Origin of the sequence: Qipengyuania sphaerica (genome assembly GCF_019711595.1) — a bacterium.
Lineage (GTDB): Bacteria > Pseudomonadota > Alphaproteobacteria > Sphingomonadales > Sphingomonadaceae > Qipengyuania > Qipengyuania sphaerica.
The window spans coordinates 707,406-720,514 of sequence record NZ_JAIGNR010000001.1 but is presented as its reverse complement, the minus strand read 5'-3'; the positions used below and the strand labels follow the sequence as shown (position 1 = coordinate 720,514).

12 protein-coding genes are annotated in these 13,109 nt (G+C 63.9%); 7 read left to right on the top strand and 5 right to left on the bottom strand.

Going from position 1 to position 13,109, the window contains the following annotated elements; all coding sequences use genetic code 11:
* Window positions 1-29 precede the first annotated feature (29 nt).
* The 4 genes from uvrB to K3178_RS14355 all read left to right on the top strand — a co-directional run bounded on the left by uvrB (window position 30) and on the right by K3178_RS14355 (window position 5,034).
* Window positions 30-2,225 carry an excinuclease ABC subunit UvrB gene (gene uvrB, locus K3178_RS03575; RefSeq protein WP_221569998.1) on the top strand — a complete coding sequence of 732 codons (2,196 nt, stop codon included), beginning with the start codon at window positions 30-32 and terminating at the stop codon, window positions 2,223-2,225.
* A 104-nt stretch (window positions 2,226-2,329) separates the two neighbouring features.
* Window positions 2,330-3,118 carry a class I SAM-dependent methyltransferase gene (locus K3178_RS03570; RefSeq protein ID WP_221569997.1) on the top strand — a complete coding sequence of 263 codons (789 nt, stop codon included), beginning with the start codon at window positions 2,330-2,332 and terminating at the stop codon, window positions 3,116-3,118.
* Window positions 3,119-3,247: 129 nt separating this feature from the next.
* Entirely contained in the window at window positions 3,248-3,508 is a 261-nt protein-coding gene (locus tag K3178_RS03565; protein WP_221569996.1) for a hypothetical protein, read from the top strand.
* 23 nt (window positions 3,509-3,531) lie between these two features.
* A complete protein-coding gene (locus K3178_RS14355; RefSeq protein ID WP_221569995.1) occupies window positions 3,532-5,034 on the top strand; it encodes a methyl-accepting chemotaxis protein in 1,503 nt (500 codons plus the stop codon).
* Window positions 5,035-5,040: 6 nt separating this feature from the next.
* Here K3178_RS14355 and K3178_RS03555 read toward each other — a convergent pair whose 3' ends face one another.
* The 3 genes from K3178_RS03555 to K3178_RS03545 all read right to left on the bottom strand — a co-directional run bounded on the left by K3178_RS03555 (window position 5,041) and on the right by K3178_RS03545 (window position 6,666).
* Window positions 5,041-5,583, bottom strand: coding sequence for a hypothetical protein (locus K3178_RS03555; protein ID WP_221569994.1), 543 nt, complete (start codon window positions 5,581-5,583; stop codon window positions 5,041-5,043).
* A gap of 70 nt (window positions 5,584-5,653) precedes the next feature.
* Window positions 5,654-6,046 carry a DUF1761 domain-containing protein gene (locus K3178_RS03550; protein ID WP_247713589.1) on the bottom strand — a complete coding sequence of 131 codons (393 nt, stop codon included), beginning with the start codon at window positions 6,044-6,046 and terminating at the stop codon, window positions 5,654-5,656.
* Window positions 6,046-6,666: a TetR/AcrR family transcriptional regulator gene (locus K3178_RS03545; protein ID WP_221569992.1), complete on the bottom strand. Its 621-nt coding sequence runs from the start codon at window positions 6,664-6,666 to the stop codon at window positions 6,046-6,048. Before K3178_RS03545 ends, K3178_RS03550 begins: the two co-directional genes overlap by 1 nt.
* A gap of 150 nt (window positions 6,667-6,816) precedes the next feature.
* Between K3178_RS03545 and K3178_RS03540 the strand changes: the two genes are divergently transcribed.
* The gene (locus tag K3178_RS03540; protein WP_221569991.1) at window positions 6,817-8,277 is read left to right on the top strand and encodes an amidohydrolase family protein; all 1,461 of its coding nucleotides are present in this window, start codon (window positions 6,817-6,819) and stop codon (window positions 8,275-8,277) included.
* 69 nt (window positions 8,278-8,346) lie between these two features.
* Window positions 8,347-8,901 (top strand): hypothetical protein, encoded by a 555-nt coding sequence (locus K3178_RS03535; RefSeq protein ID WP_221569990.1) that lies wholly within the window; start codon window positions 8,347-8,349, stop codon window positions 8,899-8,901.
* Here K3178_RS03535 and K3178_RS03530 read toward each other — a convergent pair.
* Window positions 8,855-10,912: a protein-disulfide reductase DsbD family protein gene (locus K3178_RS03530; protein WP_221570771.1), complete on the bottom strand. Its 2,058-nt coding sequence runs from the start codon at window positions 10,910-10,912 to the stop codon at window positions 8,855-8,857. The two genes, K3178_RS03535 and K3178_RS03530, sit on opposite strands and share 47 nt — an antisense overlap.
* A 43-nt stretch (window positions 10,913-10,955) precedes the next feature.
* Between K3178_RS03530 and K3178_RS03525 the strand changes: the two genes are divergently transcribed.
* Window positions 10,956-12,170, top strand: coding sequence for an FAD-dependent monooxygenase (locus tag K3178_RS03525; RefSeq protein ID WP_221569989.1), 1,215 nt, complete (start codon window positions 10,956-10,958; stop codon window positions 12,168-12,170).
* A 3-nt stretch (window positions 12,171-12,173) separates the two neighbouring features.
* On the opposite strand, the gene K3178_RS03520 is transcribed toward K3178_RS03525, so the two are convergent.
* Window positions 12,174-13,043: an MICOS complex subunit MIC60 gene (locus tag K3178_RS03520; RefSeq protein ID WP_247713499.1), complete on the bottom strand. Its 870-nt coding sequence runs from the start codon at window positions 13,041-13,043 to the stop codon at window positions 12,174-12,176.
* Between the last annotated feature and the right edge of the window lie 66 nt (window positions 13,044-13,109).

Below are 13,109 nucleotides of genomic sequence, written 5' to 3'. Positions count from 1 at the left end.
AATGCCCTACGTTCCCCATATGTGCGCGCATGTCAGAACTCGTCATCCGCCGCGGCCTCGAAGAACCCGATACCACCGGCGAGTTCGTCCCCCACAAGCCCGCGCGCCCCGAAAAGTCGATGGGTGGCCGGCCGTTCAAGCTGGTGTCCGACTACACACCCAGTGGCGACCAGCCGACCGCGATCAGCGAACTCGTCGGCGCCGCGAAGGAGGACGAGCAGACGCAGGTCCTCCTCGGCGTAACCGGTTCGGGCAAGACCTTCACCATGGCCAAGGTCATCGAGGAATTGCAGCGCCCTGCCCTGATTCTCGCGCCCAACAAGATCCTCGCCGCGCAGCTCTATGGCGAATTCAAGAGCTTCTTCCCGGAAAACGCGGTCGAGTATTTCGTCAGCTATTACGACTATTACCAGCCCGAAGCCTACGTGCCGCGCAGCGACACCTATATCGAGAAAGAAAGCTCGGTGAACGAGGCGATCGACCGGATGCGCCATTCGGCCACGCGCGCGCTGCTCGAACGCGACGACGTGATCATCGTCGCCTCGGTTTCATGTCTCTACGGTATCGGATCGGTCGAGACCTACTCGGCGATGATCTTCGACATCGTGAAGGAGAGCACGGTCGACCAGCGCGAGCTGATCCGCAAGCTCGTCGCCCTCCAGTACAAGCGCAACGATGCCGCCTTCGCCCGCGGCAATTTCCGTGTGCGCGGTGACAATCTCGAGATCTTCCCGAGCCATTACGAGGACATGGCCTGGCGGATCAGCTTCTTCGGCGACGAGATCGAAGAGATCAGCGAGTTCGATCCGCTGACCGGCAAGAAGGGCGCCAGCCTCGACAAGGTGCGCGTCTATGCGAACTCGCACTACGTCACCCCCGGCCCGACGATGAAACAGGCCAGCGAGGCCATAAAATTCGAGCTGCAGGAACGGCTCAAGGAATTGCACGAGGAAGGCCGGCTGCTGGAAGCGCAGCGGCTCGAGCAGCGCACCAATTTCGACCTCGAGATGATTGCCGCCACCGGCTCTTGCGCAGGGATCGAGAACTACAGCCGTTTCCTTACCGGCCGACTCCCCGGCGAACCGCCGCCCACGCTGTTCGAATATTTGCCCGAAAACGCGCTGCTCTTCGTGGATGAAAGTCACCAGACCGTACCGCAGATCGGCGCGATGGCGCGCGGAGACCATCGCCGCAAGCTGACGCTGGCCGAATACGGCTTCCGCCTGCCCAGCTGTATCGACAACCGCCCGCTGCGGTTCAACGAGTGGGACGCCATGCGCCCGCAGACCTTCTGTGTTTCAGCCACGCCCGGTCCGTGGGAAATGGAGCAGACTGGCGGCGTCTTCGCCGAACAGGTCATCCGCCCCACCGGCCTCATCGACCCGCCGGTCGAGATCAAGCCGGTCGAGGACCAGGTCCAAGACTGCATCGAGGAATGCAAGAAGACCGCCAAGCTGGGCTATCGCACGCTGGTCACCACGCTGACCAAGCGCATGGCAGAGGACCTAACCGAGTTCATGCACGAAGCGGGCGTGCGGGTGCGCTACATGCATTCCGACGTCGAAACGCTGGAGCGCATCGAACTCATCCGCGACCTGCGCCTTGGCGTTTACGACGTGCTGGTCGGCATCAACCTCCTGCGCGAAGGGCTCGACATTCCCGAGTGCGGCCTCGTCTGCATCCTCGATGCCGACAAGGAGGGTTTCCTGCGCAGCGAGACCAGCCTCGTCCAGACCATCGGCCGCGCCGCGCGCAACGTCGAAGGCCGCGTGATCCTCTATGCCGACCGTGTGACGGGCAGCATGGAGCGAGCAATGGCGGAAACCGACCGCCGCCGCGAAAAGCAGAAGGCCTATAACGAAGAACACGGTATCACGCCGCGCACGATCAAGCGCAACATCGCCGACATCGTCGCGCATACCGCATCACAGGACGGCGTTACCGTGGACACGGGCGACGACGAGCGCAACAATCTCGTCGGCCACAATTTGCGCGCCTATATCGAGGATCTGGAGAAGAGAATGCGCGCTGCCGCAGCCGATCTTGAATTCGAGGAGGCCGGCCGCCTGCGCGACGAAATCCGCCGCCTTGAGAACGACGAGCTCGGCCTTGGTGAGGAGGAAAAGAAAGCCCCCCGCGTCGGCCGCAGCGATGCTGGTCGGCCCGGCACGCGCAAGACCCGCTACGGCAAGACACGCTACAAGCGGATGGGCGGCAAGCCTTAAACTTCGACCAGCGTCGCCGCTCGCTCGACCAGCGTAGGGCGCCGGGGTTCTCCACCGCGGGCCAAGGGTTCAAGCTCCCCTTCACATGTAAAGGGGAGAATACCATGAAAGCGCACCTTATCCTGACCAACGCTCTGGCCCTGGCGCTGGCTGCCTGTTCGCAGCCCGCCAGTGAAAACACCGAGGAGGTCGCCGCCGCGCAGACCGTGTCGGCCGAGGCGCTCGGCGCAGCCGTCGCCAATGAAGCGCGGCCCGAACGCGCCCGCGAACTCGATGAAGGGCGAAAGCCTGCCGAAATCCTCGCCTTTTTTGGCCTCGAGCAAGGCGACGATGCCGCCGATGTGATTTCCGGCGGAGGCTATTGGGCAGAAATCCTCGCGCGGGCAGTGGGCGACAGCGGCAGTGTCACCGCCCTCGAACCCGAACAGTTCTTCAACGAGGAAGCCTGGACCGCGCTGAGCGAACGCGAACCCGGCATCGCGCTCGAACGCTATCCTTTCGAAAAATTAGCTCCCGGCGCCGACCGGTTCGACTTCGCGATCATGAACCTTAACTACCACGACCTTTATTGGGAATCGGAAGAGTATTCCGTTTCACGACAGGACCCTGCCGCATTTCTCGCGGGTCTTTATTCCGTGATGAAGCCGGGCGGAGTGGTCGGGGTGATCGACCATGCGGGGAGCGAAGGCGACACGCGCGCGATCGTGGAGGAAACACACCGGATCGCTCCCTCCGTCGTCAAAGCCGATTTCGAGAAAGCCGGTTTCGTCCTCGAAGCGCAGAGCGACATGCTCGCCAATCCCGATGACGATTACGAAACCAGCGTTTTCGACCCGTCGGTCCGCGGTAAGACCGACCGCTTCGTGATGAAGTTCGTGAAGCCGGCCGGATAAGGGACGTGGAAGCGGCTCAGCATTAACCCTGATTTTACCCCGTTTCCTTAGGTAAACCGGCAGTTTCAATCTTTTTGAAGAGCCGGAATCCAGGGCGTGGGTCGCTTCCTCCCGATATTTCAGATCGTTATGCTGCCGCTGGCAATCGCGGCAGTGATGGTCGCGCCGCCTGCGCGCGGGCAGATCGCAGTGGTCTCGATCACCGGCGAGCCGCCAGCTGCCTTCTCCGCGCGTGTGCGCGAGGCCGGGGCCTATCCGCTCAAAACCGATGCCGATGGACGCGCACTGGTCGTGTTCGGCGACGACCCCGCGCTCTTCTTCAAACTTCTTGCCAAGGGGCTGGTCGCGGTGCGCCCGCCGGTCGCCTGCGGCTCCGCCAAACCCGCCTGATCTCACGCAGAAAGACCAGACACGTGTACGAAACCGATCTTCCCCAAGCCCATACCCAAGGCCAGACGCTGGCCGATATCCGCCGGTCGGGCGCGCGCCTGCTGGCCGCGCTGTTCTGGGTCAACGTGCTTGCGCTCGCCTTTGTCGGCTGGCTTGTGGATTCGCCCAATAGCGGCACCGCGCTGATGCTCGGCGCGGCGATGGCCATGGTGCCGAGCCTGCTCGTCTTCGCGCAAAAACGCTTCGACACGGTCACCCGCATTGCGCTGGGGATGACTGCAGGCGCCTACCCTGCCGTGTTCGTCTACCTCATGCAGGGCCACGAGTGGCAGATGGACCTGCACATGTACTTCTTCCCCGTGCTCGCCGCACTGATCCCGCTGTGCGACAAGCGCCCCATCCTTGCCGGTGCGGGCCTCATCGCGGTCCACCATTTATTGTTCAATTTCGTCGCGCCCGAGTGGGTCTTTGCCGGCAGCGGCGACCTTCCCCGCGTGATCCTTCATGCCGTGCTGGTGATCCTCCAGACCGCAGCCCTGTTATGGGTGACCGAGCAGCTTACCGGCCTCATTCTCAAGCAGGCGCGCGAGGTGGAATCGATCGAGGCCCTGCGCGCAGAAGAGGCCCTGCGCCTCGAAACCGAGCGCAAGCTGCACGAAGCCGAGGCGGAACGCCGCAAGTCCGACCTCGAGCGTCGCCGCGAGGTAGCCGAAAAGATCGAAGCGCGCTTCGGCCAGATCGTCACCGAACTCGGCGCAACCGCCGCGCAGCTTTCCGCCGGGCGCGAGGCGCTGGTCGAAAGCTTCGGCCATGCCGTCGCACAATCGGACGAGCTCGACCGCGACCACCGTCTCGTCTCGGACGAAATCGACATGGTCGGAAAGAGTGTCCAAGAACTGGCGGATTCGGTCCGTGCGGTGGGCGACAATGCCACTGCCGCGCGCGAAGCCGCCATGACCGGCGCGGAAACCGCCGAAAGGCTTGCGCCGAAGGTGGGAGAACTGGCCGAGGCGATGGACGAGGCGACGCGCATCATCGAGATGATCTCGAACATCGCGAACCAGAGCCGTATGCTGGCCCTGAACGCCACAATCGAGGCGAGCCACGAGGGCAGCAAGGGCTTCGGCGTAGTCGCGACCGAGATGAAATCGCTCGCCGACCAGACCGCGCAGGCCGCCAACCAGATCGCCGACATGCTCGGCGGCGTGCGCGAGGCGTCGATCTCGATGACCGAGAGCATCAGCGAAACGGCCGCGGCTGCAGGTACCACGCGCGGGGCAACCAGCTTCATCGTCGATTCAATCGACGAGCAGGTCGCCAGCACCCAGTCGCTCGCCGGTTCGGCGCACCAGGTCGCCCGCAATGTCGCCAATGCCTCGGACAAGGTGCAGCAGCTCACCCATGCCATCGGCAGCGTCGAGGAAGTCATCGAGCAGACCAACGGCGTCGCCCGCCTCGTCGCCGAACGCTCGAGCGAGCTCCACGAGACGATGCGCGAAGTGCTCGAGGAATTGCGCGCGGCCTAAAGCTGGTCAGCTACTCTCGTCACTGCGCCGCACGAAGAGTTGGTGGTTGCCCTGCACCCAAGTCTTCCCGCCATCGCTCGAACGATCCATGCGCGATTCGAAGCGGTTTTCGGTCACGTTGAACCGCGTGAAGCGCAGTTTGATCGTGCTGCCATCGGGATTGGTAACCACCGGCGTTTCGCGTGTTTCGGTCGTATCCGCCCCGGTCATGGTCCATAACTGGCCATCGGGACCGACCGAGACCATCTCGACCTCGGATGTCGCGGGCCGGTGGTAGAAGAGGATGGCCGACTTCATGCCGAATTCCGGGATTTCTGAGACACCGGTGACTATCCTGTCCTCGATCACCCAGTCGAACGTGTAAGTGCCAACCGCCTTTCGAGCGACACTGCCATCGTCCCGGTAGAAAGTGGTGGTGACATCCCATTTCCCGATAGCGCCACGAAGTTGCTTCACCGCAGGCACCACGTCGGTGGCGGTTTCTTGCGCGTGGAGACCCGGCGACGTCACCGCTAGTGCCAGAATTGCGATTGCCTTGATGAATTTCATCCAGCCTCTCCCGGTTGCGCCGGAAGGAGAACCATTGCCGCCACCGGCGCAACCGCAATTCGACCAAGCGTCAAGCCATCAGGCCCAGCACCAATCCGTAGAGGGTGAACTGGAGTGTGTGATAGCCGCCGTTGATGAGCCACAGCTTCAGCGATCTGTGTTCAAACAGGTAGTTGATGCCGAGGCTGGCGGCTACCCAAGCGAAACCTGCGGCGAAGCCAACGCCGACCGCGAAAGACAGCGGCTGGTCGGGGCCCAGGAACATGGCGAATACGAAGGCGGCAAGGAGCGACAATACCAGCGACACGCCGTAGATCTTGGCGCGGTTGCCGGACTTCAACTGCTCGTCGGTGAGGCCGGTTTCCGCCTGCCACGCCTTGCCGAACAGCGGACCGTACCACAGCCCACCGAGCACGAAAGCGGATACGCCCGCCACGACTACTGCTATCCAGTTCACTTCCATCACGCATTCTCCCCTTGCTGGTTCCTATCGACCCGTGCCTTGGTTTCGAGCGCTTCGAGATGGGTCCTGAGCACTTCGACATTGCGGTCGAAATGGCCGATGTCGCGGTGGGTGCGCGCCTGCATGATCGCGCCCTCCATGATGGTCAGGATAAATTCGGCGAGCGCCTTGTGGTCGGTATCCGCCGGCAGCCGGTCACCCGCATCGCGCAGGCAGCGCTCCACGCCCTCGACCCAGTTTGCGAAGTTGATGGCAAGAAGCTCGCGCACCTTGGGATCGGGCTCGTGCAATTCCAGCGCGAGGCTCCCGATCGGGCAACCGTACATGAAATCGCTCGATGCGAGGTGCATGCGGTAGCCGTTGAGGAGCGAGAAGATACGCTCGATCGGGTCATCCACGCCCTGCCAGGCGAACGCGAAGAGGTTTTCCTCGATCCCGTCGCGGTACCACTCGAGCACGGCCACCAGCACATCCTGTTTGCCCGGGAAGAAATGATAGAGGCTTCCCGAATGTACCTGGCTGCGGCTGAGGATGTCGGAGATCGAGGTCGACTGGTAACCCTTGACCCAGAAGAGCTCGAGCGCGGTCTGGACGATCTTGTCGCGGGTGGCGGAGTTCATGCAGGAAGCCCTCTTGAATGCTCAATCAAGTGTTGATTGAACGTTCAATCAAGTTCCGTCAAGTCCCTTGCGGATTCAGGGAAGCTGTCGGTCGAACGGCAGCAGCATGCCCTCCCTCGGGTGGTAGAAGGGGTTGGAGGGAGGACGACAATGGCAAATTTCGATTGTGATCCGGACGGTACGCGGCTGCCGATCCGCATCGATACGACCAGCAACGGCGAATTCCTGCCGCGCGAGCTGACGCGTGAGCAGGTCCTTACGAACAGGCTCGCGCATGAAGCGGCAGGCGAGAATGCCAAACGGCTCGGCATCGGGCGGCGCGCGTTCCTCGTATCGTCGGCTGGAGCGGCTGCCACGCTCACGGCCTGCAACACCGCCAACCCCGATGCGGGCGGGCGCTATTCAGTGCCGCGCCAAGCGGCGCTCGACGAGCAACTCGCTTCGTCGGTGCTGACCGGCGACGAATTCATCTTCGATGTACAGACGCATTGCGTCGATCCTTCGGGCGCATGGCGCGTCGGGCAAGATGGCGAGATCTGGAATGCGGTGCTCACGCAGGCCTTTGGACAATACCAGAAGTGCGGTGCGAGCGGCTACGACTGCTATTCGGCGCAAACGCTGGCGAAGGAAGTCTTTCTCGACAGCGATACCGATGCCGCGGTTGTCTCCGCCCTATGGGGAAGCCAGAAGAGCAACCCCACCCCTACCGACTACGCCGCCGAGGCGAGCGAAATCATCGAGAGGATCGGCGGCAGCGATGCGCGCTGCCTGATCCATGGCGGCCTCCTGCCCAATGATCCGGGCGATCTCGACGCGATGCAGGAGAAGGTCGAGACCTATAAGGTCGACGCGTGGAAGATGTATCCGCAGTGGGGGCCGGATGGTGTGGGCTATTTCCTCGATTCCAGCGACTATGCCGCACGCGCGTTCGAAAAGGCGCGCGAACTGGGCCGCACCACCATCGCGGTGCACAAGGGGGTGCCGCTCTACGGGCTCAAATACGAATATTCCTCGCCCCGCGACATGGGCCCGGCAGCCGCGCAGAACCCCGACCTGACTTTCCTTGTATACCACTCCGGCTGGGAGCCGGGGAAGGTCGAGAGTGCCTATAATCCCGAAAGCCCCGAAGGTGTCGACCGGCTGATCAAGTCGCGGATCGACGCAGGGCTGAAGCCCAACGAGGGCAATCTCTATGCCGAACTCGGCTCAGTCTGGCGCTTTCACATGGGGCGGCCCGACGAGGCCGCGCACCTGATGGGCAAACTGCTCAAATATTTCGGCGAAGACCGGATCATGTGGGGCACTGACAGCATCTGGTTCGGCAGCCCGCAGGACCAAATCCAAGCCTTCCGCACCTTCGAGATCAGCGAGGAATACCAGGAGCGCTTCGGCTACCCGGCTCTGACGGCAGAGGCCAAGCGCAAGATATTCGGCCTCAACGGCGCGCGCGTCTACGGGCTCGACCCCAGGGATTTTGCGAGGCCCGACAGCCTCGAAGAACTGCGCGCGGAAAACCGCGAGGAAGCGAATCCAAGTTTCGCTACCTACGGCCCGCATAACCGCCGCGACTTCCTCTCTCTATGGTCGGAGCATCGCGGACGGCCCGGTTGATCTCTTAGCTGTGGATGCGGGGATGCAGGCAACGTTGACGCGCCCCGCGCGCGTGCCATAGCTGCGCCGATGCTCCGCCACGCCGCGCTCCCTGCCCTTCTTCTGCTTGCCGCCTGCAAGCCTGCCGCTTCGGACGAATACCACAGCAGGACCGTGGTTTCCGACGAGCGCATGGCACCTGCCGATCCCATCGATTCCCCAGACACCGAAGGCGCATCCTGGGCACCGAGCAGCGAAAGCGGGCGGCTGCTTTACGGCAAGCCCGGCGAACGCCCCTTGCTATCGCTCGGCTGCGAGGACGGAACTCTAGTCTACACGCGCTATGTCGCGGCCGATCCGCATGCAAAGGCGGTTCTGGCGCTGATCGGCAACGGCCATGTCGAGCGGCTATGGATCGATGCCGAGCAGGACGAACCGGACGAAGGCAGCGCGTGGCTCTGGCGCGGAAGGCTTGCGGCCGACGATCCGCGGCTCGATGTGCTGACCGGCGCGAACCGGGTCGAGGCGACAGTGCCGGGGGCCGGTTCGGTCATGCTCAATGCCAGCAGTATGCCGGGGGAATTCATCAATCGCTGCGCTAGCGAGATTGCCCCTGCGCCAGAGCCGGAAGAGTCTCAGGCGTGAGCACCTGCGGCAGTTGCCGCCCATCGCCGTCTGCCGGATACCACATGTAAAGCGGCACACCCGCCGCGCCTTGCCGCGCGAGGAAGGTCGCGATTTCTTCGTCACGCTGCGTCCAGTCTCCGCGCAGGGAAACAACACCCGCGCGTTCGAATGCGTCCCGCGTATCTTCGCGTTCGATAGCGACGCTCTCGTTTACCTTGCAGGTCACGCACCAGTCGGCGGTAAACCAGACGAAGACCGGCCTGCCCGAGGCACGCGCCTCTGCAAGCGCAGTTTCGGAAAAGTCCTGCGGCTCAAGCATGCTCGATTGTGCCAGCGTGCGCGGTTCGGGCGGAGGGACGATCGAGAGGGCAAAAATGGCGAGCGACACGATACCGGCGAAAAACAGCTTTCCGCCGCCCCGCCCGCGCTTCTGTCGCTGGCCAAGCGAGGCGAGCAGCGCCAGGAGGACGAGGCTCACGGCTCCCAGCATGACCAGCCACAAGTCGTCGGCGATCCGCCAGATAAGCCAGGCCAGCGCAAGCACGGTGAGGCCCATCGGAACCGCCATCCAGCGACGGAAGCGCTCCATCCATGCGCCTGGCTTGGGCAGTCGGCGGCGCCATGAGGGGATGAAGCCGATCAGGAGGAAGGGGAGCGCCAGCCCGACGCCGAGCGCCGTAAAGATCGCGAATCCCTCGATCGGTCGCAGAACCAGCGCTGCACCAAGCGCAAGCGCCATGAAAGGACCTGTGCAGGGCGTCGCCACGAAGGCGGCCAGCAGACCCGTTCCGAACGAGCCTCGCATCGACGGCCTGCCGCCCGCAATGGCCATTCCCGGGACCTGGAACAGCCCTAAAAAATTGGCGGTGATCGCGACCGCGAGCAGGAAGAGCGCCCCGACCACACGCGGCTCCTGCAACTGGAAGGCCCAGCCCACCTGCTCGCCTGCCGAACGCAGCAGGATGATGATCGCGCCCAGGCCCGCACAGGCCAACACGACGCCCGCCGTATAGGCCAGCGCATCGCGCCGCGCGGAAATCTCGTCCCCGCCCGCTTTTGCCAAGGCCAGCGCCTTCAGGCTCAGGATCGGAAAGACGCAGGGCATGATGTTGAGGAGCAATCCGCCAACCAGCGCGGCCAACAGGAGGACCCACAGATCGGGAATCTCGACCGGGCCGCGAATGGCTTTCACGCCTTCGAGCGGGACATCGCGCTGCACCGCGGTGAAGCTGACGCCCTGCCCTCCGCCCAGCGACAGGATGCCCGCAATCCGCTCCGGCAAGGGCGAGGCATCGAAGCCTGCGCGGCGTTTCAGCGGCACCTCGACGACCATGAGATCGCCTTCACGCACGATCGTCTGGATCGCGGCGTAATCGGGCGCGAGGCCACTGCCGAAATCGGATGTTTCGAGGAAGAGGTGGACGTCGCCTAAGTTCATGCCTGCAGGAAGCGGGATGCCCACGCGCAGCCGGTCGCGCACAACCTCATATCCTGCGATTCTGTCGAGCTGAGGGGCGATAGACGCCTGCCAGCTACGGAAATCGCCGCCCTCGTCAATGCGCAGCGTCGCATCCTGCGGCACGCAGATCTTGTCGGTGCAGGCGAGGTAGGAAACGAAGCCGGTGATGGGCGCGATGTTCGACACCGCCGCATCGAGCGGGACCTTCACCGGAACGAGGACCGCATACTCACCTTCGTAAATGTGGTTCATCAGCCCCGAAATCAGCAGCTTTTGAGGCACAGGATAAAGCGGTTCGCCCGCTTCCCAACCATCGGGAAGGTTCAGTTGCAGTGACATTCCCTGCCCCGCATCACCAGGGTTGGACCAGTATCCGTGCCATTCCGCGCTCTTGGGCGTGAAATGCAGCGCCAGCATCCAGGTGCTGTCGGGAACGGGCGGGCCGTCGCTGCGCAGTTCAACCGCGATATTCTCGTCGCCGAAGCGCGCTTCCTGCGCCTGCGCGAAAGACGGCATCAGGCACGCCAGCGTCATCAGCAGGAAAGCCAATGCGCTGCGCCACACGTCCATTCTGCTTGCGTCCGTCACGCGTGCCGCATTAGGGACTGCCCCCATGACAGACAAGCGCGACCTGCTCATCCTCGGCGGCGGCCTCGTCGGCACCACTCTGGCGCTGGCAGCGGCAAAGAAGGGCCTTTCCAGCCACCTCGTTGACCGCGCGGACCCCGCCGACCTCACCGCAGAAGGCTTCGACGGTCGCGCTTCGGCCATTTCGACCGCCAGCTGGCGCCTGTTCCGCAATATCGGCCTTGCCGACGCGCTCGAGCCGCATGGCTGCGAGATCGAGGCCATCGCCGTAATCGACCAGATGAAGCCCGGCCGGATCGATTTCCGCCCCGAACCGCACGAAGGCACGCTCGGCCGCATGTTCGCCAATCGCCAGTTGCGCACCGCCCTGTTCGAGGCGGCGAAGGACGAGCCGCTGATTGCCATGCACGCGCCGGTCGAGGTGACCAGCCGACACCGCGATGCCTTTACCACCAGCGTGACACTTAGCGACGGGACGGTCCTCGAAGCCGATCTCCTCATCGGCGCCGAAGGCCGCGGCTCGCCCACGCGCGAGGAAGAAGGGCTCAAGATGGCGAGCTGGGACTATTCGCACCGCGCCATCATTACCGGGCTCGACCATTCCAAGCCGCACGAGGGCGTGGCCTGGGAAATCTTCTACGAGGACGGCCCGTTCGCGCTCCTCCCCATGCTCGACAGCGAAGATGGCAAGCACCGCAGCGCGCTGGTCTGGACGGTGGACGAGAAGGATGCCGCAGGCGTTCTCAAGCTGTCGGACCGCGCCTTCCTCGCCGAAGTCGAGAAGCGCATGGGCGACATCCTGGGCACGCTCCGCCTCAATAGCGGACGGTCGTCCTATCCGCTCAGCTTCCAGCATACCGCACGCATTGTCGGCGAGAGGATGGCGCTGGTGGGCGACAGCGCTCATGGCATGCACCCGATTGCCGGACAGGGCCTTAACCTCGGCCTGCGCGATGTCGGCGCTCTCATCGAAGTGCTCGAAGAAGCCCGCCGCCTCGGCCTCGACCTCGGCGATGCGCAGGTGCTCGAACGCTACGAAAAGTGGCGCGCGCTCGATTCGATCATGGTCATGGGCGCGACCGATACGCTCACCCGCCTGTTCGGCGTGCCCGGAAAGACTGCCAGTGCGGTGCGCCGCCTCGGCATGGCCGGCGTCCAGCGTTCGGGCTGGCTCAAGAAGTTCTTCATGGACGAAGCGCGCGGCGTATCGGGCGACGTACCGGAGTTGATGAAGGCCTGAGGCCTACTCTTCAGGCGTTTCCTGCCCCGGGCTCGGCTGCGAAATTCGGTTCCCCGCCCCATCGCGCAGGCGGCGCGGTTCGAGCACGGCGGCAGTCTCGATCAAATCGAGCGCCTGCTGCGCTGCGGCATAGCGTTCCGCATCGCGGATCCACCCTTGCGCATTGGCAGCGCCGGGCATGTTGCGCACTTCTTCGATCGCGGCATCGGTCCGCCCGCTGAGGAGGAACAAGCGCGCGCGTTCGATGCGCATTTCCGGCTGCGGCGAAGGCGCGCTTTCGCGGCGCACGGTGAACAGCGCCGCCAGCTCCTGCGAGAAGCGTTCGAAGCCCCCGCGATCGTCACCCGATTGCAACTGCGGGGCAAGGCCATCGAGCCTTGCGGTCAGCTGGTCGAGCGTGACCGGATCGCGCGAGAAACTGAGGATGGAATTGGTGGCGTTGGGCAGCGCATCGCCGAAACGCAGGCGTAGCTGGTCGGCGAGGTATCCAAGCTGTGCCCCCTTGTCGATCGCGCGGCGGATGGCGAAGGCGATCAGCAGGCCCTCTGCGCGTGCCGCGTTCCCGGCGGCAGCCTGTGCCTGCAGATCGAGCCGCGAAAGGCGCTGTTCTGCAGCAGCGAGGCGCTGGTCGATGCCCCCTTGCGTCTCGGCCATCTGCTCGACCGCTTCGGCGGCAGCAGCTGCTCGGCTGGCAGTGGCGCTGGGCGTGGGGGAAGGCGTACCGTCCGCTTCGGGACTAGCGAGCGCGGCCTGCGGTGCGTCGCCCTCGACCGCCGGGCCGGTCTCGGAACCATCACCCCGCCATGCGATGTAACCGACCAATGCTGCGCCAAGAGCAAAGGACCCCGCAACCGCCAGCAGCAAGGGCTTCATGCCTGGCGAGCGCGTGCGCTTAGCTGTCGAAAATTGGTCCATTAAACTCCGTCCCGCGCCCCTGCT

What these genes read in the sequence shown, in the direction of transcription:
- K3178_RS03555 (WP_221569994.1), bottom strand. Translation starts at nt 5,583, where the DNA reads ATGAAATTCATCAAGGCAATCGCAATTCTGGCACTAGCGGTGACGTCG.
- K3178_RS03530 (WP_221570771.1), bottom strand. Translation starts at nt 10,912, where the DNA reads ATGGACGTGTGGCGCAGCGCATTGGCTTTCCTGCTGATGACGCTGGCG.
- K3178_RS03540 (WP_221569991.1), top strand. Translation starts at nt 6,817, where the DNA reads ATGGCAAATTTCGATTGTGATCCGGACGGTACGCGGCTGCCGATCCGC.
- K3178_RS03545 (WP_221569992.1), bottom strand. Translation starts at nt 6,666, where the DNA reads ATGAACTCCGCCACCCGCGACAAGATCGTCCAGACCGCGCTCGAGCTC.
- K3178_RS03565 (WP_221569996.1), top strand. Translation starts at nt 3,248, where the DNA reads ATGCTGCCGCTGGCAATCGCGGCAGTGATGGTCGCGCCGCCTGCGCGC.
- K3178_RS03550 (WP_247713589.1), bottom strand. Translation starts at nt 6,046, where the DNA reads ATGGAAGTGAACTGGATAGCAGTAGTCGTGGCGGGCGTATCCGCTTTC.
- K3178_RS03535 (WP_221569990.1), top strand. Translation starts at nt 8,347, where the DNA reads ATGCTCCGCCACGCCGCGCTCCCTGCCCTTCTTCTGCTTGCCGCCTGC.
- uvrB (WP_221569998.1), top strand. Translation starts at nt 30, where the DNA reads ATGTCAGAACTCGTCATCCGCCGCGGCCTCGAAGAACCCGATACCACC.
- K3178_RS03525 (WP_221569989.1), top strand. Translation starts at nt 10,956, where the DNA reads ATGACAGACAAGCGCGACCTGCTCATCCTCGGCGGCGGCCTCGTCGGC.
- K3178_RS03520 (WP_247713499.1), bottom strand. Translation starts at nt 13,043, where the DNA reads ATGAAGCCCTTGCTGCTGGCGGTTGCGGGGTCCTTTGCTCTTGGCGCA.
- K3178_RS03570 (WP_221569997.1), top strand. Translation starts at nt 2,330, where the DNA reads ATGAAAGCGCACCTTATCCTGACCAACGCTCTGGCCCTGGCGCTGGCT.